The sequence below is a fragment of the Allobosea sp. 05T438 genome, assembly GCF_056396025.1.
In genome coordinates this window covers 127,825-152,374 of record NZ_JBFTKQ010000012.1, presented here as the reverse complement: position 1 = coordinate 152,374, position 24,550 = coordinate 127,825, and the positions used below count along the sequence as shown (strand labels likewise).

At 66.7% G+C, this 24,550-nt stretch carries 21 protein-coding genes; 9 read left to right on the top strand and 12 right to left on the bottom strand.

All coding sequences use genetic code 11. The features are described 5' to 3' along the window. Positions 1-51: 51 nt before the first annotated feature. Positions 52-813: a DNA repair protein RecO gene (gene recO / locus AC1DIN_RS21605; protein WP_476811247.1), complete on the top strand. Its 762-nt coding sequence runs from the start codon at positions 52-54 to the stop codon at positions 811-813. Between the two features lie 233 nt (positions 814-1,046). Then, positions 1,047-3,293 (top strand): DNA topoisomerase IV subunit A, encoded by a 2,247-nt coding sequence (gene parC, locus AC1DIN_RS21600; RefSeq protein WP_476811246.1) that lies wholly within the window; start codon positions 1,047-1,049, stop codon positions 3,291-3,293. Positions 3,294-3,475: 182 nt separating this feature from the next. On the opposite strand, the gene AC1DIN_RS21595 is transcribed toward parC, so the two are convergent. The 8 genes from AC1DIN_RS21595 to AC1DIN_RS21560 form a co-directional block, all read right to left on the bottom strand. Next, the gene (locus AC1DIN_RS21595) at positions 3,476-4,069 is read right to left on the bottom strand and encodes an outer membrane protein (RefSeq protein ID WP_476811245.1); all 594 of its coding nucleotides are present in this window, start codon (positions 4,067-4,069) and stop codon (positions 3,476-3,478) included. 90 nt (positions 4,070-4,159) lie between these two features. Beyond that, positions 4,160-5,185: a DUF2336 domain-containing protein gene (locus AC1DIN_RS21590; RefSeq protein WP_476811244.1), complete on the bottom strand. Its 1,026-nt coding sequence runs from the start codon at positions 5,183-5,185 to the stop codon at positions 4,160-4,162. Positions 5,186-5,336: 151 nt separating this feature from the next. Next, positions 5,337-6,698: a PepSY-associated TM helix domain-containing protein gene (locus AC1DIN_RS21585; RefSeq protein ID WP_476811243.1), complete on the bottom strand. Its 1,362-nt coding sequence runs from the start codon at positions 6,696-6,698 to the stop codon at positions 5,337-5,339. A gap of 34 nt (positions 6,699-6,732) precedes the next feature. Then, positions 6,733-7,101 (bottom strand): hypothetical protein, encoded by a 369-nt coding sequence (locus AC1DIN_RS21580; RefSeq protein WP_476811242.1) that lies wholly within the window; start codon positions 7,099-7,101, stop codon positions 6,733-6,735. A gap of 82 nt (positions 7,102-7,183) precedes the next feature. Next, entirely contained in the window at positions 7,184-8,383 is a 1,200-nt protein-coding gene (locus tag AC1DIN_RS21575) for a UxaA family hydrolase (protein WP_476811241.1), read from the bottom strand. Next, positions 8,380-8,694 (bottom strand): UxaA family hydrolase, encoded by a 315-nt coding sequence (locus AC1DIN_RS21570; protein ID WP_476811240.1) that lies wholly within the window; start codon positions 8,692-8,694, stop codon positions 8,380-8,382. Before AC1DIN_RS21570 ends, AC1DIN_RS21575 begins: the two co-directional genes overlap by 4 nt. A gap of 149 nt (positions 8,695-8,843) precedes the next feature. After that, a complete protein-coding gene (locus tag AC1DIN_RS21565) occupies positions 8,844-9,491 on the bottom strand; it encodes an RraA family protein (RefSeq protein WP_476811239.1) in 648 nt (215 codons plus the stop codon). Between the two features lie 113 nt (positions 9,492-9,604). After that, the gene (locus tag AC1DIN_RS21560) at positions 9,605-10,369 is read right to left on the bottom strand and encodes an arginyltransferase (RefSeq protein ID WP_476811238.1); all 765 of its coding nucleotides are present in this window, start codon (positions 10,367-10,369) and stop codon (positions 9,605-9,607) included. A gap of 146 nt (positions 10,370-10,515) precedes the next feature. On the opposite strand from AC1DIN_RS21560, the gene AC1DIN_RS21555 reads away from it, so the two are divergent. After that, positions 10,516-11,346, top strand: a complete 831-nt coding sequence (locus AC1DIN_RS21555; protein WP_476811237.1) for a class I SAM-dependent methyltransferase — start codon at positions 10,516-10,518, stop codon at positions 11,344-11,346. Here the strand turns inward: AC1DIN_RS21555 and AC1DIN_RS21550 are convergent, their stop codons facing one another. The 4 genes from AC1DIN_RS21550 to hemB all read right to left on the bottom strand — a co-directional run bounded on the left by AC1DIN_RS21550 (position 11,347) and on the right by hemB (position 15,650). After that, the gene (locus AC1DIN_RS21550) at positions 11,347-11,820 is read right to left on the bottom strand and encodes an RDD family protein (RefSeq protein ID WP_476811236.1); all 474 of its coding nucleotides are present in this window, start codon (positions 11,818-11,820) and stop codon (positions 11,347-11,349) included. A gap of 57 nt (positions 11,821-11,877) precedes the next feature. After that, the gene (locus tag AC1DIN_RS21545; protein WP_476811235.1) at positions 11,878-13,122 is read right to left on the bottom strand and encodes a threonine ammonia-lyase; all 1,245 of its coding nucleotides are present in this window, start codon (positions 13,120-13,122) and stop codon (positions 11,878-11,880) included. Between the two features lie 27 nt (positions 13,123-13,149). After that, a complete protein-coding gene (locus tag AC1DIN_RS21540) occupies positions 13,150-14,490 on the bottom strand; it encodes a branched-chain amino acid ABC transporter permease (RefSeq protein ID WP_476811234.1) in 1,341 nt (446 codons plus the stop codon). Between the two features lie 101 nt (positions 14,491-14,591). Next, complete coding sequence (gene hemB, locus AC1DIN_RS21535) at positions 14,592-15,650, bottom strand: porphobilinogen synthase (protein ID WP_476811233.1); 1,059 nt, start codon at positions 15,648-15,650, stop codon at positions 14,592-14,594. A 250-nt stretch (positions 15,651-15,900) separates the two neighbouring features. Between hemB and AC1DIN_RS21530 the strand changes: the two genes are divergently transcribed. The 6 genes from AC1DIN_RS21530 (at position 15,901) to glyA (ending at position 24,523) form a co-directional block, all read left to right on the top strand. After that, positions 15,901-16,956, top strand: coding sequence for an enoyl-CoA hydratase/isomerase family protein (locus AC1DIN_RS21530; protein ID WP_476811232.1), 1,056 nt, complete (start codon positions 15,901-15,903; stop codon positions 16,954-16,956). A 2-nt stretch (positions 16,957-16,958) separates the two neighbouring features. Next, positions 16,959-17,399, top strand: a complete 441-nt coding sequence (locus AC1DIN_RS21525; RefSeq protein ID WP_149129906.1) for a DUF6163 family protein — start codon at positions 16,959-16,961, stop codon at positions 17,397-17,399. Between the two features lie 263 nt (positions 17,400-17,662). Continuing rightward, complete coding sequence (gene ldtR / locus AC1DIN_RS21520; RefSeq protein ID WP_441468360.1) at positions 17,663-18,175, top strand: transcriptional regulator LdtR; 513 nt, start codon at positions 17,663-17,665, stop codon at positions 18,173-18,175. A gap of 299 nt (positions 18,176-18,474) precedes the next feature. After that, positions 18,475-19,719, top strand: a complete 1,245-nt coding sequence (locus AC1DIN_RS21515; RefSeq protein ID WP_441468359.1) for a L,D-transpeptidase family protein — start codon at positions 18,475-18,477, stop codon at positions 19,717-19,719. 250 nt (positions 19,720-19,969) lie between these two features. Then, positions 19,970-22,840, top strand: a complete 2,871-nt coding sequence (locus AC1DIN_RS21510; RefSeq protein WP_476811231.1) for an autotransporter domain-containing protein — start codon at positions 19,970-19,972, stop codon at positions 22,838-22,840. Positions 22,841-23,221: 381 nt separating this feature from the next. Next, on the top strand, positions 23,222-24,523 hold the full coding sequence (gene glyA / locus AC1DIN_RS21505; RefSeq protein WP_441468357.1) for a serine hydroxymethyltransferase: 1,302 nt from the start codon (positions 23,222-23,224) through the stop codon (positions 24,521-24,523). Positions 24,524-24,550: the final 27 nt, after the last annotated feature.

Below are 24,550 nucleotides of genomic sequence, written 5' to 3'. Positions count from 1 at the left end.
CGACCATGACGTGGTTTCTTCCCGCGCCCGGCTGGCCTAAATCCTGTCTCCATGGAATGGACGGACGAGGGCACGATCATCGGCCTCAAGGCCCACGGCGAAAGCGCCGTGATCCTCGAGGTGATGACGCGTGACCATGGCCGCCATCTCGGCCTCGTCAGGGGCGGGCGTTCGCAGAAGGCCCAGCCGCAGCTGCAACCCGGCAATCACATCTCTCTGACCTGGCGCGCCCGGCTCGACGAGCATCTTGGCGAGTACAAGGTCGAGCTTTTGACCTCGCATGCGGCGCGGCTGATGGCGGCTCCGGTCGCGCTCTACGGGCTGGGCACGATCGCCGGGCTGCTGCGGCTTCTGCCGGAGCGGGACCCGCATCCCGGCCTCTACGAAGGCCTCGCCGTCCTCATCGCCCATCTCGACGAACTGCGCCTTACGCCGCCGCTGGTCGTGCGCTTTGAACTCGCCATGCTGTCGGAACTGGGCTTCGGACTCGATCTGGCGCGCTGTGTCGTGACCGGCTCCCCCGACGATCTCAGCCATGTCTCGCCGAAATCGGGCAAGGCCGTCAGCCGGCGGGCAGCGCAACCCTATATCGACCGGCTGCTGGCATTGCCGGCCTTCCTCGTCGAGGGGCAGGGCGGGCGCGAGCCATCCTCGGCCGAGCTTCTGGCCGGTTTCGCCTTGACGGGGTATTTCCTGCGCCGTCACCTCTACGAGCCGCGCGGCCTGCGCGAGCCGCCGGAGCGGGCGCGGCTGGTGGAGCTGGCCACGCGCATCGCGGCGAATTCACCTACGGCGGATTCATCCACCGATTGAGCGCAAAATGCCGGCCCGGGCGTTTGCACGCATGGCTGCGTACCTGCATTGTTCTGGCGGGGCGATTCGCACTGTGCCATAGAGCATTGCGCGAAAAAGCGGGTACCGGTTTTTCGCGTGGAGCGATGCTCCGAGCTTTGAGAATCGATCACGTTTTTCGCATCGGTCGTACCGCCCGAATGCGACGGGATCGGGACTACGCGAGTTTGCGACAAGACGAGGGCTGAAGACGTATGGGCAAACCGGTCGATCCGCCGCCGGAGGATGAAGCCGAGCGCATCGATCTGAAATCGGCGCTCGAGGAGCGCTATCTCGCCTATGCGCTCTCCACCATCATGCATCGCGCCCTGCCGGATGCGCGCGACGGGCTGAAGCCCGTCCACCGCCGCATCCTGCATGCCATGCGGCTGCTCCGGCTCGATCCGGGCCAAGTCCACAAGAAATGCGCCCGTATCGTCGGCGACGTCATCGGTAAGTTCCACCCGCATGGCGACCAGTCGGTCTATGACGCGCTGGTGCGCCTCGCGCAGGATTTCGCGCAGCGCTATCCGCTCGTCGACGGGCAGGGCAATTTCGGCAATATCGACGGCGATAACGCCGCCGCCTATCGTTACACCGAAGCGCGCATGACCGAGGTCGCGCGCCTCCTCCTCGACGGCATCGACGAGGACGCGGTCGATTTCCGAGAGACCTATAATGGCGAAGACGAGGAGCCGGTCGTGCTCCCGGCTGCCTTCCCGAACCTGCTCGCCAACGGCTCGCAGGGCATCGCCGTGGGCATGGCGACCTCGATCCCGCCGCACAATGCCGCCGAGCTCTGCGACGCCGCGCTCTATTTGATCCAGCACCCGGAGACCTCCTCCGAGCAGTTGATGACCTTCGTGCCCGGCCCGGATTTCCCGACCGGCGGCATCATCGTCGAGACCCGCGCCTCGATGGCGGAGACCTACCGCACCGGCCGCGGCGCCTTCCGCACCCGCGCACGCTGGCATGTCGAGGATCAGGGCCGCGGCACCTGGCTCGCGGTGGTCACCGAGATCCCCTACATGGTCTCGAAGGGCCGGCTGATCGAGAAGATCGCCGAGCTGCTCAACGACAAGAAGCTGCCTTTGGTCGCGGATCTGCGCGACGAGTCCGCGGAAGACATCCGCGTCGTCATCGAGCCGCGCGCCCGCAACGTCGACGCCAACCTGATGATGGAATCGCTGTTCAAGCTCTCCGAGCTGGAATCGCGCATTCCGATGAACATGAACGTGCTGACCGGCGGTCTCGTGCCGCGCGTGCTCGGCCTCGCCGAGGCGCTGCGCGCCTGGCTCGACCACCGCCGCGAAGTTTTGCAGCGGCGTTCGCGCTTCCGACTCGGCCAGATCGAGAAGCGCCTCGAAATCCTGCGCGGCCTGCTGATCGTCTATCTCGACCTCGACCGGGTGATCAAAATCATCCGCGAGGAGGACGAGCCGAAGATCGAGCTGATGAAGGTCTTCGACCTCACCGAGATCCAGGCCAACGCCATCCTCGACACGCGCCTGCGCGCCCTGCGCAAGCTCGAGGAAATGCAGCTCAAGACCGAGCTCGACCAACTCACCAAGGAAAAGGGGCAGATCGAGGAATTGCTCGCTTCGGAGGCGACCCAGTGGAAGACGATCGCCTGGGACATCCGACAGGTGAAGAAGGCTTTCGGCCCGGAGACGGCGATCGGCAAGCGCCGCACCGAGTTCGCGGACATGCCGGATACCGCCGATATCGACCTGACCCAGGCCATGGTCGAGCGTGAGCCGATCACGGTCGTGATCTCGAAGAAGGGCTGGATCCGCGCTCTGAAGGGCCATGTGCAGGATCGCTCCAGCTTCTCCTTCAAGGGCGACGATGCGCTCCAGATGGCGTTCTTCACCGAGACGACTGCGAAGGTTCTGGTGCTCGCCTCGAACGGCAAGGTCTTCACGCTCGACGCCTCGAAGCTGCCGGGCGGGCGTGGTTTCGGCGATCCGATCCGGCTGATGATCGAATTGGAGGAGACAGCCGAAATCGTCTCCGCTTTCGCCTACAAGCCGGCCTCGAAGCTGCTGATGGTGACGAGCGAGGGCCGGGGCTTCGTCGCCCCCGCCGACGATGTCGTCGCCAATACCCGCAAGGGGCGGCAGGTTCTGAATGTCGACGGCGCGACGGTCGCCATGCTGGCGGTGCCGGCCGATGGCGATCATGTCGCGATCATCGGCCAGAACCGCAAGCTGCTCTGCTTCCCGATCTCGGAAGTGGCGGAGATGGGCCGCGGCAAGGGCGTGCGCCTGCAGCGCTACAAGGATGGCGGCCTATCCGACGCGAAGACCTTCAACCTCGCCGACGGCCTGACCTGGCTCGATACCTCCGGCCGCACCTGGACCGTGCCGCAGGCCGATCTCATGGAATGGCTGGGCCACCGCGCCGAAGCCGGGCGCCTTCCGCCCAAGGGCTTCCCGAAGAGCAATACTTTCGGGGGGTAGCCTCGGGATAGGACCAGGCGTCATGCTCGGGCTTGTCCCGAGCATCTCGGGCGTCGGGCGTTCTGGCCCCCATCCTGTAGGAAATTCTCGGGTCGGCGCTCCGCTACGCCCGAGAATGACGCAAGACTCAATGACTTATGCCCGGATGCGGAATCAAATGCGCAGCCGCTTGACTCAAGCTCTCAGCGGATGGGACGGCCGAGAATGCCGGCTTCGAGGCTGAGCGTGATCTTGTCGGTCACGGCCCATTCCACGCCGGCCCGGGCCTCGGGCCGCACGGCGATCTCGCTCTGGCTGAAGGGCGCCGAGAATGGCGTCGCCCCGTAGCGCCAGCTTTCGTTGGCGGCCGACATGCCGACCTTGGTGTAGAGCAGGACGTCGGGCGTCACCAGCACACCGGTCTTGACCTGGAAGGCGCCCGCGAAGTCGCGCGTGTAGGCCGTATTGCCGAAGCCCGGATAGCCGTAACCGCCGATTGCCGGGGCATAGTCGATCGCGCCGAYGATGCCGTAGACGAAGTTGCCCTCGCGCCGCATCGTCCCGGCCTCGAGACCGAATGTCGGCCCGGCGCTGGTGCGCATATGCTTCGAGCTCGTGACCTGGAAGCCCGAGGAGATGCGGGCGTAGGAGCCCTCCCATCGCGGCGAGATCATCGGCTCGTCCCAGGCGAAGGACGGCAGGGCGGCGAAACCAGTGAGGGGCAGAAAGGTCTGTGCCTGCGCCGCACCCGCGAAAAGAACCGAAAGCGCCGCAGCCGAAAGAAGCGGAAATCTCACGTCGAAGCCATCCTCGCGCAGAAGCGCCCTGCGGGAAGCTAGCATGAGGCGGGGTGAATGTCGCGGTTTTGTGGCGTGGCCACGGGTCGCTCAGGCGATCTTCGTCCGGAGCTTGAGGAAGCGCAGCGTCCGCTCGGCGGTCGCAAGGTCCAGCTTGGCATAGGCGTCGACATCGTCGTCGATGTCACGGGAGGAGAAGTAGAGCCGCCGCGCGCGCAATTGCAGGATGGCGCGGAAAGCCGTGGTGCCGATCCCGAGCGAGCGGCAGGTGACGGCGATGCCGCTGGCATCGCGCTGCATCAGCACGCGCAGCGCCTGCTCGATCGTGATATCGGCGATCTGCGCTAGGACCTGGGCGAGATGATAGGCACGATCTTCGTCGGCCAGCATGGTCAGCACGTCGTCGACCTCGCGGACCTTCGCGGCCAGGTCCGAGATCAGGAGCTTGACCTCGAGGCGTTGCTGGCGCGCCTGGCGGGCGAGGGAGGCGGCCTCCTGCGTTGTGCTCGCGCCGGGAGCCGCCCCTTCCGCGAACTGCTCGACGATCCGCAGGACGCGCTGGGCACGGTTCGGCGCAAGGTCCGAGCGGCGGGCCAGTGCGCCGGTGATATCGGCATCGCCCTGGCCGCGCTCGAGCAGCCGATCGAAGCCGCGGTCGGAGAAGGCCGCGCCTTCGTTGGCGCTGACCGTGTGCAGCACCTTCTGGTCGCCACGCTCGACCAGGATGTCGGTGACGCCTTCAGAAAGCCGCGCACGCTCCGCGATGGCGACAAGGTGCTGCTGCGACTGGGTGACGGCGATGGCCGCAAGATCGGTGTCGGTCAAGACCGGCGAGAGGACCAGCACGAGCCGGGCGACCTCGGCGTTGCTGTCGCTGCCGAGGGTAACAGCGACATTGTTCGGCAGGGTCGGCATGCTCGCCACGCGGTCGGCATAGCCCTTGCGTTCATCGTCGCCGAGGTGGCTGAGCGAAGTCGTCGCGATCTCCCCGTAGTGTTCCTTGACGGTCTCGCTCGGTTCCTGATCGAGGAGGAACAGATCCGTGACCGCATGAAGCAACTGCCGGCGCGAATCCGACGACATGTCGGCCGGCATCCGGGTCAGGTTACGCAACATGAAGGCCCCCACGGCGAAGTAGCGGCCAGACCATGCCCGAACCAGCTTGATTTACTCTTAAGGCAACAGGTTCTTTTTCTGGACAGCGGGGCGGAGCGCCCCGCCGTCTTGCAGGTGATATGCGCCCTTATCGATCGGCGAGTTTGTCGGATTATGCGCGTATCGATTGCGAATTCCTGGTCAGGAGATGATCGGCCAGGGCCATCGCGATCAGAGACAACCCCACCAGCGGGAAGATGAGTCCCCCGATCGCGAGCAGGCCGAGGACGATCCGCAGCGTCGCCTTCTCCGCCGGCAATGGCGGGACGCCGAGCGAGCCCCGTGGCCGCCGCTTCCACCACATCACCAGAGCCGAGACCGCAAGGAGGATGATCGCAAGGCAGACCGCGAGCATCAACAACTGGTTCGCCAGGCCGAATTCCTGGCCCATATGAACGTTGATGCCCCATTCCAGCGCTTTGCCGAGCGGGCCGTAATCGGCATAGCTCATGTCGATCAGCGGCTTGCCGCTATATTGGTCGAGATGGACCACCCGCTGGAATGCCATGTCCTTTGGATAGACCGAGCCGGTATAGACGCCGCTCGGCCCGCTCGGGAGGTTGATGGCATAGCCCCGCTTCAGGCCGAGGCGGTCGAAGGCTGCGACCGCCGCGTCGAGGTCGATCGGCTTGCCGTCGGCTGCCGCCGATTCCGGGACCCTGGCCTGTTCCAGCGACCACGAGGTCGGGCCGGCATGGGCGAGGTGCTCGTCCGACATCGGTACGGCGACACGGACGCCGGCCGGATAGCCGAAATTGTGCCCATTGGCCCATTGATTGACCTTGGCTCCCCAAAGCACCGACCAGGGCATGCCGGTGATGGCGAGGAACAGGATAAAGCCGCCGGCAATGAGCCCGGTGACCGCGTGCAGGTCCCGCCAGAACACGCGCTGTCGCGGCTTGCCGCGCACGGTGACGACACCGCCGTTCTGCTTGCGCGGCCACCACAGATAAAGGCCGGTCAGCACGAGCAGGATCGCCCAGCCGCCGACGATCTCGATGACGCCGTTCGCGACCGGCCCGAAATAGGCAAGGCTGTGCAACTGGCGGATTACCCACATCACCGTGCCGCGATCCGGGATCTGGCCCAGCACACGCCCCTCATAGGGGTCGACATAGACGACCATCCGCGCCCCGCCCGCACCGCGGATGGTGACTTCGGCCGAAGCGGTCGCGGTCTCCGGCGGCACATATTTCACGGGCTGGCCGGCAAAGGCTCTCACGGCCTGCGCGACGATCTCGCTGGGCGGCCGCTCGCCCGTCGTGCGGGCCTCGACCTGTTTGACGTCGCGATGGATCAGGCCGTCGATCTCGGCCCGGAAAAGGTAGAGGCCGCCCGTCACGGCCAGCAGGATGAGGAAGGGCAGGGTGATCAGGCCGGCATAGAAGTGCCAGCGCCAGACGGCGCGGTAGAGCGAGGCGGCGCGCCGGTCCGCGCGCTCGGGCGCGGCGGCAGCCGTGGAGACGGTTGTCATGGAAAATCCTGGTCTGAGCTGAAGGGAAAGGGCTTCAGACCGGGGAAGGGGGAGCGCGGGCGCCGAGCGGGTAGCCATGCGCTGCGGGAAGCGTGGCGGGAGCTGCCGGCCGCGCGGCGGCGATGTGCGACGCCGGCTCTCGCTGGGCAATCGCAAAGAGCGCCGTCGGCGGCGGCAGGGCGATCGCAGCCGAGAGGCACAGGCTCGCGCAGCAGTCGGGTAGCTTGGCGCCGCCGCCATCCGATCCGGGCTCGGCGGGAGCCGTCCGCCCGGGCGCGCAAAGCGGGTGGATAAGCGTGGGCGAAGGCTGGGCCGAAAGCCCGGCGGCAAGCGCCGCGAGCGTCGTCTGCAGGACGAGGACATAGACCGCCAGCAGCGCGAGCGCGCTCCTGTGCCAGTTCACTCGTCCCGCCATCCCCTTCATGCGAAGGGGCTTAGCCGATCCGCCTCGGCGGCGGAAGCGTGCACCGTGACGCGCCTGAGTTTCAGGCTGCCGGCAGGCAGGCCGGGCCCAGCGGCTCGAAGCTCTTGTAGGTCAGGATGAATTCCTGATGGCCGAGTTCCTCGGACTTCGTCTTGCCGCCCTGGCCGAGCGAGACGACGAGGTTGCGGATCTCCTGGCCGACTTCGTCGAGGCTGGCGTGGCCCTCGAGGATGCGTCCGGCATCGACGTCCATATCCTCGGACATCCGGCGATAGGTCTCGGGATTGGCGCAGATCTTCACGACGGGCGATATCGCCGAGCCGACGACCGAGCCTCTGCCCGTCACGAACAGCACGCAATGCGCGCCGCAGGCGATCAGTTCGGCGATCTCGGCGTTGTCGTTGATGTTGGGGAAGCCGAAACGCACCTCGCCGTCCGGCACGACATCGAGCAGGTAGAGCCCGCCATGCGGCGGCACATCGCCGGGCTTGAGCAGGCCGGAGATCGGCGAAGCCCCCGATTTGGCATAGGCGCCCATCGACTTCTCCTCGATGGTCGAGAGGCCACCCTCGGCATTGCCGGCGGCGAAGGAGCCATAGCCCAGCGTCGCATAGTAGCGCGCCGCTTTGGCCACCGATTTCTCAAGCTCGGCGCCGAGCTCCGGCGTCACTGCGCGCGCCGCCATGATGTGCTCGCAGCCGATCAACTCGCCGGTTTCCTCGAAGATGCAGGCGGCGCCCTCCGAGATGAGTTGGTCGAAGGCGCGTCCCGCCGCCGGATTGCCGGTGATCCCGGAGGTGCCGTCCGAGCCGCCGCAGACCGTCCCGATCACGAGCTCGGAAACCGCCATCGGCACGGTTTCCTGCGCGTCGAGCGCGATGCGCTGCTCCTCGACCCAGGCGCGGCCCTCGCGGATCGAGGAGCGGGTGCCGCCCGTGCTCTGGATGATGATGGTTTTCACCGGCCGGCCGGTGGCGCGGATCGCCCGCTCCAGCGCGTATTTGTTGAAACTCTCGCATCCCAGCGAGACCAGCAACACGGCCCCGACATTGGGGTGGGTGCAGAGCTGCTCCATCATCCGCTCGGCATAGGGGTTCGGATAGCATCCGGGAAAACCGATGGCGTGGACGCCTTGCTCGCGCCAGGGCAGCGCTATCTCAACAGCGACATGGTGGGCGCATTCGACGAGATAGGCGACCGCGACGGTGTTGCGGATGCCCTTGCGCCCGTCGGAGCGGAGATAGCCGCGCATTTCGCTCATGCCGAGGCCCCCGCATTGCGCTCGTCTTCGAGGTGATAGGTCGGCGTGTAGTCGCTGCGCATGTTGTGGACATGGACATGCGCGCCGGCGGCAATCGCCTCGGTGGCGAGGCCGATCGGCGCGCCGTATTTCAGGATCTTCTCGCCGGCGGCGATAGCGCGGCGGGCGATCTTGTGGGCGAGCGCGATGTCGCGGTCGAGCGCTGCGGGACCGGAGCCGGTTTCGACGCTGTCGCCGGCTTTCAGCCGCATTCGCGCGACCAGGACGTTGTCGCGCGGATCGAGCAGGATGAGGCGCGGGTCGTGGGTCATGGCCCTGTTTCCTTCCCTCCGGCTGTCATCCCGGACGAGCCGCCTTGGCGGCGCCGATCCGGGATCCATGCCTGAACTTCATTCGCAAGCGCTCCGGAAACCGGGTCTCCGCTTCGCTCCGCCCGGGATGACGGCGCGGGTGGAGCGTCTCAGAACTTGCCGTACTGCAGATAGGCCTGCTGCGGGTCGGTTCCGGCGAGGATCGCATTGCGGACCTTGTTTTCGGCCGAGATCGCCGTTTCCGACTTCTCCAGAACCTCCTCGATGATCTCGGCGGGAATGCGGACGACGCCGTCGCGGTCGGCAAGGATGTAGTCGCCCGGGCGGATCCAGACATCGCCGATCTTGATGGGTTCGTCGACCGCCTTGGGCAGCCAGACGCCGACGATGTCGCGCGGCGTATAGGCCTTGAAATAGGCCTGGAAGCCCATCTCGACCATGAATTCGGTATCGCGCGAGAGCCCGTCGATGACGCAGCCGCGCACGCCCTTGTTCTTCAGCGTCTCGGCCGAGAGCTCGCCCATCAGCGCGATCTCGTCGGTGTTCGGCTGGCAGACCCAGACATGGCCGGGCTTGGCGGCGGAGAGCAGGCCGGTCCAGCCGAGCAGCGTCTCATGCGCGTCGAACTCGCCGGTCTTGCCCTCGACGGTGAAGGCGGGTCCCGCAAGCTTCTGGCCGGGCAGGAGCGGGCGCAGCTCCGGCGGCAGCACGAAATCCTTCAGGTCCATCGCCCGCATCGTGTCGTGGATGATGCCGGTATAGCAGCGCTCCAGCCTGTCGGTCAGTTCCTGGCTCATCATTCCTCCCGATCGGCCCCTGTCGCGTGGCTCTGCTGCCATGGCTGTTGTCGCTAGAGTGTCGGGCGGAGCAAGGTGCGGCAAGCGCGTTTTCCGCGCGTCGCTGATGCGTTTCAATCGGTTGAATCGTTCCCGTCGACGCGCTCCCAGCCCTGCGGCATCAGGCGCTCCTGCGGCAGGAAGCGGGCCTTGTAGGCCATCTTCGGCGAGCCTTCGACCCAATAGCCGAGATAGACAAAGGGCAGGCCGAGGCGCCGGGCGCGAGCGATATGGTCCAGCACCATGAAGGTGCCGAGCGAGCGCAGTTCCAGGCTCGGATCATAGACCGAGTAGACCATGGAGAGCCCGTCGCTCAGCTTGTCGGTCAGCGCCATTGCGAATAGGTCGCCGTCGCCGCGGCCGGTGAAGCCCGAATCGGGACCGCGCCGGCGGTATTCGACGAGATGCGTCTCGACATGGGTATCCTCGACCATCATCGCGAAGTCGAGTGCCGACATCGTCGCCATGCCGCCATCCGGATGGCGTTCGTCGAGATAGGCGCGGAAGAGCGAATAGTGCTCGGAGCGCGGCTGCGGCGGCCGCACTTCGCCGATCAGGTCGCTGTTGCGCGCCAGAACCCGGCGGAAGCCGCGCGAATAGCGGAAGTCGTCGACGCAGATCCGGACGGAGATGCAAGCCCGGCAGGTCTCGCAGGCAGGGCGGTAGGCGATGCTCTGCGAACGGCGGAAGCCGCCCTGCGACAGCACATCGTTGAGCTCGCGCGCCCGGGACCCGACCAGGTGCGTAAATACCTTCCGCTCCTCGCGTCCCGGCAGATAGGGACACGCGGTCGGGGAAGTGAGATAGAATTGCGGGGCGTCCCGCAATGGGCGCGTCACGTGGGCGGGCTCCGGAAAAGCTGCGCCCTTCAATGTAGCATCGGTGGCGGCGGCAACAAGCGCGAGGCGGCATGTGGCGCGATCTTGCTGCCGACAACTTCCCGGCGTCGACTGCACAGAGGACGGATCGGCCTCGGGAGCGTGAGATGCCCGGTGAGAAGGTGGCGCTAAGAGGAGTGAAGGAAACGCTCCTGATCACGCTCTGCGCGAAGGCAGGCGAGAGCCGTTTGCCCGACTCGCTCCTGAAGGATCGCTTCGCCGCGGAGGCGATGGGGCGGATCGACTACGACTTCGCGCGGCTCGGGATCGATCGCGATTTGATGGTCGGCGTCGCCTTGCGGGCGCATGTCATCGATGGCTGGGCACGGGATTTCATCGCCCGGCACCCCAAGGCGACGGTGCTGCATCTCGGCTGCGGGCTGGATGCGCGCGTCTTCCGGCTCGAGCCTCCCGCCAGTATTCGCTGGTTCGACGTCGACTATCCCGATGTGATCGCGTTGCGGAAGCGCCTCTACCCGGCCCGCGAGAATTGCACGCTGCTGGGATCGTCGGTGATCGAGCCGGGCTGGATTGAGGCAGTGCCGCGGGATCGGCCGGCTCTCATCATTGCCGAGGGCCTGTTGCCCTACCTGCCCGAGGAAGAGGTGGTGCTTCTGCTGGCGCGGCTGATGGGGCACGTCCCCGGCGGCGAATTTGTCTTCGATGCCTATAGTCGCCTGGGCCTCACGCTGATCGCCTGGCAGCCTGCCATCCGCTCGACCGGCGCGACACTGCACTGGTCACTTGATGATCCCCGCGAGTTGATGCGGCGACTGCCCCGGCTCGAACTCGTTCAGGAGCTCACGGGCTACGGCGCGAACGGGTATGATCCACGACAGGTCGCGCGGATGTCGCTCACGGCGCGGGCGACCATCCAGATGTTCGGATGGATTCCCGCGCTGTCGCAGATGGCACGCCTGTTGCGCTTTCGCTTCTGATCAGGCCCGGACGACGACCAGCCCGGTCAGGAGGTCATGGCCCATGCGCCGGTCGGCACGGGCGAAGCCGCAGGCGACGTCGACGAGCCAGAGCAGGAAGGTGCCGGCGGCAACGTAGAAAAGCAGCGCGTGCACGGCCGCCGTCAGGCCATCCGGCCGGCCGCCACCGATGGTCTCGACCCTCAAGCCCGCGATGCGCATGCCCCAGGTGGACTGGCGCCGGCCGCCGATCGTCAGCGCCGCATAGCCGAGTGCGGTTGCAACCGTCGCGATCGGGATGAGCAGCCATGTCGCGCCGAAGGTCACGATGCCGAGCACGGCCAGCAGGAAGACGACCAGCCAGCCGAGGAAGAACAGCACGAAGATATCGACGAGCCAGGCGAACAGGCGAGACCCGAGAACGCCGCTGACGTTCTGGTACGGGCGCTGCTCCAGAGCCGTTATCGGCGGCTGGCTGTAGCGGGTATCGCTCATCGAGACTTCAATCCTCTATCGGCGCGCGGGATGCGTCGCCCGGGCGGATATGTTTGATCAGCGCGTCGGTTCCGCAAGGCCGCGTGGCAGGATTCGCCGTGGCGCGAAGCCGTTTTTCGCAAGCATGTCCTCGATCGCGCGCGAATGCGCTTCGCCCCGCGTCTCCACGGTGACGTCGAGCGAAACCCCCTTGGCCGGCACGTCGAGAAACAAGCGTCCATGGCTGACTTCGAGGATATTGGCGCCTTCGTTGCCGAGCAGGCTCGCAATCTTGCCGAGCAGGCCGGGTCTGTCGTTGCTGGTGAGTCGGAAGGCGACGATGCGGTCCTCGCGTTCGAGTTCGCGCACCATGATCGCGGCCAGCAGGCGGGTGTCGATATTGCCGCCGCAGAGCACGAGCCCGACCTTGCGCCCGGCATAGCGCTGCGGGTCCTTCAGCATGGCGGCCAGGCCGGCGGCGCCGGCGCCTTCCGCGAGGCTGTGCTGCAGGCTGGCATAGGCGTTGACTGCACGCTCGATCAGGTCTTCGCCGACGAGGACGATGTCGCTGACCAGGCTGGAGATTACCGGCAGGGTGAGCTGGCCGACCGTCTTGACTGCGATGCCCTCGGCCAACGTCGGTCCGCCGATCGGCCGGTCCTGGGCGTACACGGCGTTGAAGAAGGAGGGATAGAGATCGGCCTCCACGCCGATGAGTTCGATCCCGGGCTTGATCGCCTTGGCGGCAACGGCGTTGCCGGCCATGAGGCCGCCGCCGCCGATCGGAATGACCAGCACGTCGAGATCGGGTTCGTCGGCCAGCATCTCGCGCGCCACCGTGCCCTGGCCCGCCATGACCGCAGCATCGTCATAGGGGTGGACGAAGACGAGTTGCTCGGCGCCTGCAAGCTCGTGCGCCTTCTGGCTGGATTCGAAGAGCGTCTCGCCGTGGAGCACGACACGGGCGCCATGGGCGCGGGTGTTCTCGACCTTCACCAGCGGTGTCGTCTCGGGCATCACGATCGTCGCCGGAATGCCGAAGCGCTTGGCATGGTACGCCACCGCCTGGGCGTGGTTGCCGGCCGACATGGCGATGACGCCGCGTGCCCGCTCGCTCTCGCTGAGCGTCAGCAGCTTGTTGACCGCGCCACGCTCCTTGAACGACGCGGTCGCCTGCATGTTCTCGTACTTCACCAGCACGGTCGCGCCGGTCAGCTCGGACAGGCGCGGCGCCGGCACCAGCGGCGTGCGCAGCACATGTCTTTCGATGCGGCTTGCAGCCGCGTCGATATCCTCGGGGGTGATGGCGAAGGCTTCGCTCATGATGCGCTCCATCCCGGTATCATGTCGTCAAACCTGCCGCGGTGTCAGGTCGGCATCGCCGAAGAAGCCGCCGGGGCGCAAGATCAGTACAACGGCCAGCAAGGAGTAGACGGCGAGATCACGCTGTTCGATCGGCAATGTCGCCGACCACGCGGCTTCGAATATGGCGATGCAGAGACCGCCCAGCGCCGCGCCGCTGACCGAGCCGATACCGCCGAGAATGGCGGCAACGAGCGCCTTGAGGCCCAGGGAGAAGCCGCCGGCGAAGCCCATGCCGCCATAGATCGCGGTCACGATGACCCCGGCCATACCGCAGACGGCGCAGGCGATGACGACGGCGACGTCATGCACGGCGCGTGCATCGACACCGAACAGCGCCGCAGTCCGCGCATCGTCCGAGACGGCCCGCCAGGCCCGGCCATAGGCCGTGCGCCGGATCAGCGCGACGAGGCCGAGCGTGACGCCGAGCCCGAGGACGGCAAGCGCCAGCGCCAGCGGGTTCAAGGTCACGATGAAGGTCCCGGAATGGGCCAGGGGAATCGGGCTGTTGAACACCGGTGGCAGCCAGCGCAATTCCGGGCCTTGCACCAGCCTGAGATATTCGGACATCGCGATCGCGAGCCCGATCGTGGCGATGAGTGTCTGCTGGCCGCTGGCGCGCTTGAGGTGACGCAGCACGAAGCGGCCCATGGCGAAGCCGTGCAGGGCGCAAACGAGGATCGCCACGATGAAGGCGACCACGAGCCCCGAAAGCGGCGTCGAGATCGCGAGCGAGAGCAGCAGCGCCACGCCGACGACGGAGGCGAGCGCGCCGAGCGCCGCGAACTCGCCGAAGCTCAAGATGATCCGCCCGGTCAGCCCGTAGACGAGGGCATAGGCTGCGGCGAGCAGGCTGTAGATCGCCGCCGAGGGCAGGGCGCTCAGTCCCTGCTGGAAACCGTAGGCAACCGAACGCGGGATCGCCGGCAGGTTCTCGGCGGTGGGGGCGGCCGGGTCAGGCGGCGGCTCGGCCCGGTCCTCGAGATAGAAGCGTCGCAGCAGGTAGAAGCTGGCATCGGCCATCGGGCGCCCGTCGGAGGCGATGCCGATCAGGGCGCCGCGGCCGGGTCCGCCGCCTTCCCCGGCGAAGAGGCAGTCGATGCTGCGATGGCGCGAGATATCGTCGCCGAGTTGCACGCGGTACAGCAGCCTCAGCGCCCGCGGCACCGGCCCCTTCGTCGCGCGCTCGATCTCGATCCGGGCATTCGGCGGATTGAGCGGCGGGATCGCCTGCCGGCAGAGCCGCATCTGTTCGGTGTCGAAATCCGCGCCGCACCCCGCGAGGGCGAGCAGGACAACGGCCAGAATCGGCAGGATGAGCGGGCGCATGCCGTGCGACGGTAGCGCCGCTGCCGGGGCAAGGAAACCGCACCGTCGTTGTTTTGAGAATGCTCCGGTAGAGCCAGAGCATTCTCCCGAAGCGTCCGGCCTCAGCCAGCAGCCTTGAGTTTCTTCGCGACGCGCGGCGCGAAATAGGTCAGGACGCCGTCGGCGCCCGCACGCTTGAAGGCGAGCAGGCTCTCCAGCATCGCCTTTTCGCCGTCGAGCCAGCCATTGTTCGCCGCCGCCATGATCATCGCGTACTCGCCGGAGACCTGATAGGCGAAGGTCGGCACGCGGAAATGGTCCTTCACCCGCGCCACCACGTCGAGATAGGGCAGGCCGGGCTTGATCATCACCATGTCGGCGCCTTCTTCGAGGTCGAGCATCACCTCGGCGATCGCCTCGTCGGTATTCGCCGGATCCATCTGGTAGGTGCGCTTGTCGCCGACCAGCGTGGCGTTGGTGCCGATGGCGTCGCGGAAGGGGCCGTAGAATGCGGACGCGTACTTCGCCGCATAGGCCATGATCTGCACCTCCTCATGGCCATCGCCGTCGAGGGCAGCGCGGATCGCTGCGACGCGTCCGTCCATCATATCGGAGGGGGCAATGACGTCGGCGCCGGCATCGGCGAGCGCCTGGGCCTGCTGGACGAGGATGGCGACGCTGGCGTCGTTGAGGATGCGCTCGCCGTCCATGACGCCGTCATGGCCGTGGGAGGTGTAGGGGTCGAGTGCGGCGTCGCAGATGATGCCGATCTGCGGCACCTCCGCCTTGATGGCGCGCACAGCGCGGCACATCAGGTTGCTCGTGTTGAGCGCTTCCGAGCCGGTCGGGTCGCGCAGCGCCTTTTCGACATAGGGGAAGGGCGCGATCGCCGGAATGCCGAGCGCCGCGGCCTCGGCAGCCTGCCGCACGGCCTCCTCGATGTTCAGCCGGTCGACGCCCGGCATCCATTCGACCGGCGAGCGGGCCTCGGGCGAGTCCATCAGGAAGATCGGCCAGATCAGGTCGTCGGTCGTCAGCGCCGACTCGCGCATCAGCCGGCGCGACCATTCGGCCTTGCGGTTGCGGCGCATCCGGCGGGTGAGCCCGAGCGACGAAGCGCCGTGCGCCTCGTCCGGATGCGACTGAGGAGCGGGGAAAGGCCGCACGACCCGGGATTCCATGAACTGTGCCTCAAGCGGTGAACAAAAACGGCCCGGCATTCGTCGAACGGGCGATGTCGGCAGGCCGTTTACATATCACATCGGAACCATTCCAAAACAGGGCGCTTGGTCGCAAGGCTGCTGCCAGCGTCATGCAGGTCCGGCCGGGATATGGCAGTGCAGCGGGGCCAAGCCGCACCTGCCGTTCCGTCGCGTTGACAAGCCTGTCCCCGCCTTCCAGAACCGCTGCCCACGGAAGCAGGATCGGACCATGACGCAGGACCAGGAGATCATCTGCGAGATCCGCGGCGCCGCCGGCGTCGTGGTGCTCAATCGGCCGAAGGCGCTGAACGCTCTGAGCCTCGGCATGGTCCGCGAGCTCGCCCGCGCGCTCGACGCCTGGGAGAACGATCCGCAGGTCACCCGCATCGTCGTCATCAGCACCAGCGAGAAGGCGTTCTCGGCCGGCGGCGATATCCGCTGGCTGCATGATTGCGGCAAGGCCGGGCGACATGAGGACATGCTCGCCTTCTGGGGCGAGGAGTACATTCTCAACCACCGGATCAAGACCTATCCCAAGCCCTATGTCGCGCTGATTGACGGCATCGTGATGGGCGGCGGCGTCGGCATCTCGCTGCATGGCAGCCACCGCATCGCCGGTGATCGCTATCTCTTCGCAATGCCGGAGGTCGGCATCGGCTTCTTCCCCGATGTCGGCGCGACTTATGCGCTGCCGCGTCTCAGCGACGGCTTCGGCCGCTTCCTGGCGTTGACGGGCGAGCGGATCGGCGCGGCCGACGCGCTTACGGTCGGGCTTGCGACCCATGGCGTGCCGAGCGAGCGGTTCGCGGAACTGGCCGATGCGCTGACGGGCCGTAGCGCGCTCGACGAGATCCTCGCCGCCTTCAGTCTCCAGCGCGGGCCGGGGCCCCTGCAGGCCGAGCGCGCGGCGATAGCGGATGCCTTCGGCGGGGAGACCCTGCCGGAGGTGATCGCGCGCCTGAACAAGGCCGCTGCCGGCGGCGGCGGCTTCGCCGGCAAGCTGCTGCAGACCATCGCCACCAAATCGCCGACCAGCGTCGCCATCGCCTTCGAGCAGATGCGGCGCGGCGCCGGTCTCGATTTCGCCGAGGCGATGCGCACGGAATACCGCATCGTCTCGCGCATCGCGCGCGGCCATGACTTCTATGAGGGCGTGCGCGCCGTCGTGATCGACAAGGACCAGGCGCCGCGCTGGCAGCCAGCAACGCTCGACGCCATCAGACAGGCCGATATCGACGCCTATTTCGCGCCGCTCGGCGCTGACGAACTCAAGCTGGAGGGTTGAGCTTGGGGCTGGGTGGCGATGGCGAGGCTCTGCGTGGTGCGAGGACCGGCGAGGACGGAGAAAAGCGGCAGGGGCGCTGGCGTCTCCTGCTCGTCTGGTTCCTGCGGCTGCTCTCGGCCTTCTGGCTCGCCAAGGGGCTGACCGCCTGGGCGGTCATCTTCGGCCTGCCCGGCAATCCTCAGCCGCCCTTCGAAAACCGGCTGCTGAGCTATCAGGCCATCATCGTCTATTTCGCCGTGATCGACCTCGTCGCCGCGGTGGGCCTCTGGCTGACGTCGACCTGGGGGGGCGTGCTCTGGCTTCTGGCGGCGATCAGCCAGATGCTGCTGAGCTTCTTCTTCCCGCGCTTCGTGCCGATGACGGCATGGCTGGTCGCGCTCTATATCGGGCTGATGGCGGTCTATTTCCTCGCGACGTGGGCGGCGGAGAACGAGGCGGAGTAGCGTTCGATCGCCGCTGCGGTCTCGCCCCGGACCATGCTCTCGGAGTGTGCCATGCCCGACGCGCGGCGCTTCGATTGCGTCGAGTCATGGTAAGAATCGCTTTAGCTTAAGCGTTTCTGGCTTCACTTACGATTCACCCAAAGGGGTAAATCCCTGATTCATCCTGATATTTAAACTCGTTTTCATCCGCCGCCGCTTATGGTGTTTTTCAGAAGCGGACCAGGAGACAAATCCTGGCCGACACACAACAGGCGAGATATACAATGAAAGCGAGCGTCAAGACTTTGGATGTTGCCAAGACTAAAGAGGCCGAACTCAACGTGAAGCCTCTTTATCTTGAGTCGCTCACCCTGGTTGAGCGGCTGCACCGCCGGCTTCTCGATGTCATCAAGGATGAGTTCGAGCGCCGCGGCCGGGATGACGTCAACAGCGTGCAGGCCCTGCTGCTCTACAACATCGGCGATGCCGAGCTGTCCGCCAGCGAGCTGCGCACCCGCGGCTACTATCTCGGCTCGAACGTCTCCTACAATGTGAAGAAGCTGGTCGAGCTCGGCTATCTCCACCATGCCCGTTCGCGCATCGACCGCCGCTCGGTCCGGATCAGCCTGACCGACAAGGGCACCGAGGTGCACGATATCGTGAAGGGCGTCTACGACAAGCATGTCCGCACGGTCGAGCAGATCGGCGGCATCGCGGCCGACGATTTCGAGCGCATGAACAATGCGCTGCTGCGCCTGGAGCGCTTCTGGACCGACCAGATCCGCTACAAGCTCTGAGAAATCCGTCGCTTACCGGCCGTTTCGCCGATCTGCCTGCCTGTTGCGCGGCTGGGGCCAGTCCCGGCCGCGCCGGCGCGACTCGCCGCGGGCTTCAGTATCGACTGTGACTTTGTTGCCATGCATCGGGCAAAACCATGCCATGCCCTAAATTCGCCTCTGTCATCACGCCTCGTTAACCGTGCTAGGACACCGTCATCGGCCATGAGGTTATTGCGGCAGTCCGGCGCGAACGTCGCCTTTTTGGCGACGTTTTTGTGCGGCCAGTCTGCATGCGTGAAGTCTTGATGAGGGAAGAGATGTCGCAACTGAGCCTGACCCGCCGCGAAACCGTGTTGGCCCTGCTGTCGGGCGCCGCCACGGCTGCAGCAGCCCCGGCGCTCGCCCAGCAGGCAGAGTGGCGCCAGAGCTACGATGCGGGTCCGCGCAATGCCGTCCTCCGCTCGTCGACGCCGATGCTCTCGCCGGAATCGCTGCAGGCCACCGAAGCGGCGATCGCCGCTTACCGCGACCTCGCCGGCCGGGGTGGCTGGCCGCAGGTGCAGCTGCCTGAGCGCATGGGCGTCGGTGCCAAGGGGCCGGGCGTGGTGGCCCTGCGCCAGCGCCTGATCGTCACCGGCGATCTCGATGCTGCCGCGGGCGACAGCGCTGTCTATGACTCCTATGTCGAGGCGGGTGTGCGCCGCTTCCAGTCGCGCGTCGGCCTGTCGACCACGGGTTCGATCAATCGCGCCACCGTCGCTGCCCTCAACGTGCCGATCGACCGCCGCATCCGTCAGCTCGAGACCAACGTCGTCCGGCTGCGCAGCTGGTCCGGCAATCTCGGCGGCCGCTATGTCGTCGCCAATATCCCGGCTGCGATGGTCGAGACTGTCGAGAACGGCCATGTCGCGACGCGTCACGCTGCCGGCGTCGGCAAGATCGACCGCCAGTCGCCGCTGCTGCAGACCAAGATCCCGGAAGTCAATTTCAACCCGACCTGGACGGTTCCCGCTTCGATCATCCGCAAGGACCTGATCCCGAAGATGCGCAAGGAGCCGAATTACCTCGCCGAGAACAAGATCCGCATCATCTCGCCGAGCGGTGGCGAGATTTCGCCCGCCAGCGTGAACTGGAACTCGGACGAGGCGACGCGCTACACTTTCCGGCAGGATCCGGGCGGTGACTTCAACTCGCTCGGCTTCGTACGCATCAACATCCCGAGCCCGCACGGCGTCTACATGCATGACACGCCGTCGAAGGGCATCTTCGGCGACGATTACCGCTTCGTCTCCTCGGGCTGCATGCGCGTCCAGAACGTGCGCGACTATGTCGCCTGGCTGCTGAAGAACACCCCCGGCTGGGATCGCGCCAAGATCGACGAGGTGATTCAGTCCGGCCAGCGCGTCAACGCCCGCATTTCCGACCCCGTGTCCTGCTATTGGGTCTACGTCACGGCGTGGGCGACGGCCGATGGCGGCGTGCAGTTCCGCGACGACATCTACAACAAGGACGGACTCGGCCCGGCGCCGGTCGCGGCCCTGCAGGGCGATCAGGACATCTGAACGGCCGAGCAAGGCTCTCGAGAACGATGAAGCCCGCCGGAAACGGCGGGCTTTTTGCTGGCCGGAGCCAATGCGGGATACCGCGACCCTGACGACGGAAAGCACCAGGCGCTCCCGCAGCCCTAACCGAGGCCATGCGTTGTCGGCCTAGCCGCCGGCTTCTGGTTCGCGTTGACCCTCCCGCCGCCTGTGGGCAGGTTCTTAGCCGGCGCGTTGGGATGGAGCCTCGCGCCGATGTCTCGGGGGCTGCGTGAATTTCCTGGCTAAGCCTACCGTTGCAGCCGTTCTGCTGTCGACGGCTCTGACGAATCTCGCCGCGGCCCAGTCGCGCGGCCCGCTCACCGATCCCGAGAGCTGGCGCACACCGGAATACATGGCCCAGTGGGGGCTCGACTATATCAACGCTGCGAAGGCCTATGCGCGCGGCGTCGATGGCGCGGGCGTGCTGATCGGAGTCATCGATTCCGGCATCTTTGCCGCACATCCTGAATTCATCGGCCGATATGCCGGAGGTTACGACTATCCCACCGAAACGGCGCAGCCGATCGATCGCGGCGGGCACGGCACGAGCGTTTCATCGGTCATCGCCGCCAACCGTGACGGCAAGGGCGTGCACGGGGTCGCCCCCGGCGCCTCGCTCGTCGTCGCCGGAGCGGAAGTCGAGTTGGGATATACGGAAACGGCTTTCGCGATGAGAGCCTATGCCGATCTGCAGGCGCGCGGCGTCCGTATCATCAATAACAGCTACGGCGACGAACGCCCGATCACGGCATTCACGAGCGGCAGCTACGAGGCGGAGCATCCGTCAGGCATCCCCGCCTATCGGCGCGCAGTTGCCGCAGGAATTCTCAGCATCTGGGGCACGGCGAATGAGGGCCGGAACCAACCGAGCGCCGAGGCCGGGCTGCCCAATCTCTTCCCGGAGTTGGAGCGCGGCTGGCTGGCGGTTATGGCCCTCGGACCGAATTATGAGCCGTTCTATACCAACCGCTGCGGTGTGGCGAAGAACTGGTGCCTCGCGGCCCCCGGCGGCGGCGACTGGTGGTATCCTGACCCTTATCCTGACGATCCCATTGTCGTGGCCAACAAGAGCGGCGGCTATTCCAAGGTCAACGGCACTTCCTTCGCCGCGCCACATGTCTCCGGCGCAGCGGCGCTGGTCTGGCAGATGTTTCCGTTCTTCAGCGCCGACCAGGTGCGCCAGACCCTGCTCGGCACAGCCAAGGATATCGGGCCGCCGGGCGTCGACGAGATCTTCGGCTACGGCCTGCTCGATGTCGGCAAGGCGGTACTCGGCCCCGGCCGCTTCGACTGGGGCGACTTCGTTGTCGAGCAGCCCGGCGGCGTCGCCTTCTTCGAGAACGACATCGTCGGCGCCGGCGGCCTCGTCAAACGCGGCGACGGCGAGCTCGTCCTGACCGGCCACAGCGCCTACGACGGCGCGACGCGGGTCGAGGGCGGTTTTCTCACCGTCATGGGCAGCATCGCCTCGGCCACCAGCGTCGCGCCGGCGGGCACGCTCGCCGGCACCGGCGTCATCAACGGCGATGTCGACAATGCCGGCGCGGTCTGGGCCGGCAACAACCGCGGCATCGGTACGCTGACCGTCAACGGCAGCTATGTGCAGCAGGCCGGCGGATTCCTGATCCAGCAGTTCGACACGACAGGCGGGCAGAATCGTCTCGCCGTGACGGGAACGGCAAGCCTCGCCGGTCAGGTGGCGCTGGCCGGCGGCCCGCAACTATTGCCACGTTTCCTGACCATGCCGGTGATCACCGCGGGGCAGGGTCTCATCGGTCGCTTCGAAGGCGTCGAGGGTCCCTTCGGCGACGGCTCGGCACCCTTTGTCCAGGCCAGCCTGCGCTACGAGCCGAACACGGCGCATCTCGACATCCGCACGCTGCCCTTCGACGCACCCGGCGTCTGCGCCTCGGCCAATCAATGCGCTGCCGGCTCCGCTCTGGAGCGCGGCCTTGCCGGCGCCGATGCCGATCTGCGCGGGGTGGCCACTCTGTTCCAGGCTGCCGGCACGCGCGATGGCGCTCGCGCGGCGCTGTCCGGCCTCTCGGGCGCGGCGCATGCCAGCCTCAGTACGATCGCACTCGGCGGCTTCGCGCCCTTCGGCGGCATGATCGCGCAACGCCTGACCGATCTGCGCTCCGGCCAGGTCGAGCCGACGGCGGGGCATACGGCGATGGCCTATGCGCCGGGCGGGGCTAGCAGCCCGGCTGCGGCGCTGCTGGCGCGGCTGCCCTCCGGCCAGGCTGCACCCTGGGGCGAGGCTGGGGTCTCCCAAAATACCTGGCTGCGTGGTTATGGCGTCGTCGGCAGGTTCGGCGGCGATGCCAACGCCGGCGGAGCCGATTACAGCAGCGGCGGCGTGGCCGGCGGCTTCGATCGGCAGGTCACGCCCTCGCTGTTGCTCGGCTTCAGCCTCGGTCTGTCCACCACCGATGTCGATTTCCGGCAGTTCGCCGGCAAGGGCAGCATCAAGGCCTATGAGGGCGCGTTCTACGGCAGCTATGCGAGCGGGCCGCTGCGCCTCGATGGCATCCTCGGCTATGGCCGCCTCGACCTCGAGAGCCAGCGTAGCATCAGCTTCGGCAGCATCTCGCGTCGAGCCGACGCCGATTACGGCGCCGACCGCTTCACCGGCGCGCTCGAGGCGGCCTATGCCGTCGAACTCGGCTGGTCGACGATCGAGCCGCTCGCCGGGCTGCGCTACACCTATCTGCGGCAGGATGGATTTGCCGAGACCGGCGCCGGCAGCATCGGCCTGACCAGCGGTTGGCAATCGGCGTCGAGCCTGCTCGGCAGCGTCGGCGCGCGTCTCACCCGGCAGTTCGACCTGGGTTCGAACCGCATCGCCATCGAGGCGCGCGGCCGCTGGCAGCACGAATTCCTCGACGATGCGGTCGTCCTCGACACCGCCTTCATCGGGGCGTCGGCGGCAAGCTTCGCCGTGCAGGGCGCGCGGGTGCCGCGCGACAGCGCAATCCTGGGCATCGGCCTGTCGACGCGGGCCGGTCGCAATGTGACACTCATCGCCGATTACGACGTCCGTCTCAACGGGGACGACACCGCCCATGCCGTAACGGCGGGATTGCGCGCGACCTGGTAGCGGGCGGCCCGGTGGCCTTGTCCGATTCGGGCTTGTCGGCGAAAGCCGGCGCGCCCGTGAGCAGACTCGTGCTGAAACCGCTGCGGCCGAGCAGGGCGACGCCATAAAGTCGCAGGGCGTTCGTCTTCCCGGCATGGTTCCGGGCCGGCCTTCACCGCGGCCCGGGACCGCGCTCCTTGGTCGGCCGGAGAGGCGCCTTGGATTTTTTGAGCTGCCCGCGCTCATGGCACCCGCTTCACGCTTGGAAAGGCGCGCCCCGAGTGCTACGGGACCCGCGACAGCGGGATCGCGCGCGCGGATTCCGCAAAGCCTTCGCACCGCATGCCGCGCAGGGTCGCACGCCGTTGGTGGGCGACGATACAGCGCCGATGGAGCCCCGCCATGAGCCATGACGCCGCCGCCGACAAGCACCTCTCGAACTCCTTCTTCGGCGCCTCGCTGGCCGACGCCGATCCGGAGATCGCCCGCGCCATCGAGCTGGAGCTCGGTCGTCAGCGCGACGAGATCGAGCTGATCGCTTCGGAGAACATCGTCTCCCGCGCCGTGCTCGAGGCGCAGGGCTCTGTCATGACCAACAAGTACGCCGAGGGCTATCCGGGCCGGCGCTACTATGGCGGCTGCCAGTTCGTCGATATCGCCGAGAAGCTCGCTATCGAGCGCGCCTGCCGGCTGTTCGACTGCAAGTTCGCCAATGTCCAGCCGAATTCCGGCTCGCAGGCCAATCAGGGCGTGTTCATGGCGCTGATGCAGCCGGGCGACACCTTCATGGGCCTCGACCTCGCCGCCGGCGGGCACCTGACCCATGGCGCGCCGGTCAACCAGTCCGGCAAGTGGTTCAACGTGGTTTCCTACGGCGTCTGCGTCGTCGACCAGATGATCGATTATGATGCGATGGAGCGCCTCGCCATCGAGCACAAGCCGAAGGTCATCGTCGCCGGTGGCTCGGCCTATGCCCGCCATTGGGACTTCGCCCGCTTCCGCGAGATCTGCGACAAGGTCGGCGCCTATTTCATGGTCGACATCGCCCATTTCGCCGGGCTCGTCGCCGGCGGCGCGCATCCCTCGCCATTCCCGCACGCCCATGTCGTCACCACCACGACGCACAAGACCCTGCGCGGCCCGCGCGGCGGCATGATCCTGACCAATGACGAGGCGCTGGCGAAGAAGATCAACTCGGCGATCTTCCCCGGCATTCAGGGCGGCCCGCTGATGCATGTCATCGCGGCCAAGGCGGTTTCGTTCCAGGAGGCGCTGCAGCCGGAATTCAAGACCTACGCGCACGCCGTCGTCGCCAACGCCAAGGCGCTGGCCGAGACGCTGAAGTCGAAGGGCTTCGACCTCGTCACCGGCGGCACCGACAACCACCTGATGCTGGTCGACCTGCGCTCGAAGAAGCTGACCGGCAAGGCGGCGGAAGCCGCGCTCGGCCGCGCCCACATCACCTGCAACAAGAACGGCATCCCCTTCGACCCCGAGAAGCCGATGACCACCTCCGGCATCCGCCTTGGCACCCCGGCTGCGACCTCGCGCGGCTTCGGCATCGCCGAGTTCAAGCAGGTCGGCGAGCTGATCGCCGAGGTGCTGGACGGCCTTGCCGCCCATGGCGAGGAAGGCAACGCCGCCGTCGAGCAGGCGGTGTCGGCCAAGGTCAAGGCGCTGACCGCGCGCTTCCCGATCTACTGAGGATGGTTTCGAAGGGGCTCTGAGAAA

What these genes read in the sequence shown, in the direction of transcription:
- recO (WP_476811247.1), top strand. Translation starts at nt 52, where the DNA reads ATGGAATGGACGGACGAGGGCACGATCATCGGCCTCAAGGCCCACGGC.
- parC (WP_476811246.1), top strand. Translation starts at nt 1,047, where the DNA reads ATGGGCAAACCGGTCGATCCGCCGCCGGAGGATGAAGCCGAGCGCATC.
- AC1DIN_RS21590 (WP_476811244.1), bottom strand. Translation starts at nt 5,185, where the DNA reads ATGTTGCGTAACCTGACCCGGATGCCGGCCGACATGTCGTCGGATTCG.
- AC1DIN_RS21585 (WP_476811243.1), bottom strand. Translation starts at nt 6,698, where the DNA reads ATGACAACCGTCTCCACGGCTGCCGCCGCGCCCGAGCGCGCGGACCGG.
- AC1DIN_RS21575 (WP_476811241.1), bottom strand. Translation starts at nt 8,383, where the DNA reads ATGAGCGAAATGCGCGGCTATCTCCGCTCCGACGGGCGCAAGGGCATC.
- AC1DIN_RS21570 (WP_476811240.1), bottom strand. Translation starts at nt 8,694, where the DNA reads ATGACCCACGACCCGCGCCTCATCCTGCTCGATCCGCGCGACAACGTC.
- AC1DIN_RS21565 (WP_476811239.1), bottom strand. Translation starts at nt 9,491, where the DNA reads ATGAGCCAGGAACTGACCGACAGGCTGGAGCGCTGCTATACCGGCATC.
- AC1DIN_RS21555 (WP_476811237.1), top strand. Translation starts at nt 10,516, where the DNA reads ATGCCCGGTGAGAAGGTGGCGCTAAGAGGAGTGAAGGAAACGCTCCTG.
- AC1DIN_RS21550 (WP_476811236.1), bottom strand. Translation starts at nt 11,820, where the DNA reads ATGAGCGATACCCGCTACAGCCAGCCGCCGATAACGGCTCTGGAGCAG.
- AC1DIN_RS21545 (WP_476811235.1), bottom strand. Translation starts at nt 13,122, where the DNA reads ATGAGCGAAGCCTTCGCCATCACCCCCGAGGATATCGACGCGGCTGCA.
- AC1DIN_RS21540 (WP_476811234.1), bottom strand. Translation starts at nt 14,490, where the DNA reads ATGCGCCCGCTCATCCTGCCGATTCTGGCCGTTGTCCTGCTCGCCCTC.
- hemB (WP_476811233.1), bottom strand. Translation starts at nt 15,650, where the DNA reads ATGGAATCCCGGGTCGTGCGGCCTTTCCCCGCTCCTCAGTCGCATCCG.
- AC1DIN_RS21530 (WP_476811232.1), top strand. Translation starts at nt 15,901, where the DNA reads ATGACGCAGGACCAGGAGATCATCTGCGAGATCCGCGGCGCCGCCGGC.
- ldtR (WP_441468360.1), top strand. Translation starts at nt 17,663, where the DNA reads ATGAAAGCGAGCGTCAAGACTTTGGATGTTGCCAAGACTAAAGAGGCC.
- AC1DIN_RS21515 (WP_441468359.1), top strand. Translation starts at nt 18,475, where the DNA reads ATGTCGCAACTGAGCCTGACCCGCCGCGAAACCGTGTTGGCCCTGCTG.
- glyA (WP_441468357.1), top strand. Translation starts at nt 23,222, where the DNA reads ATGAGCCATGACGCCGCCGCCGACAAGCACCTCTCGAACTCCTTCTTC.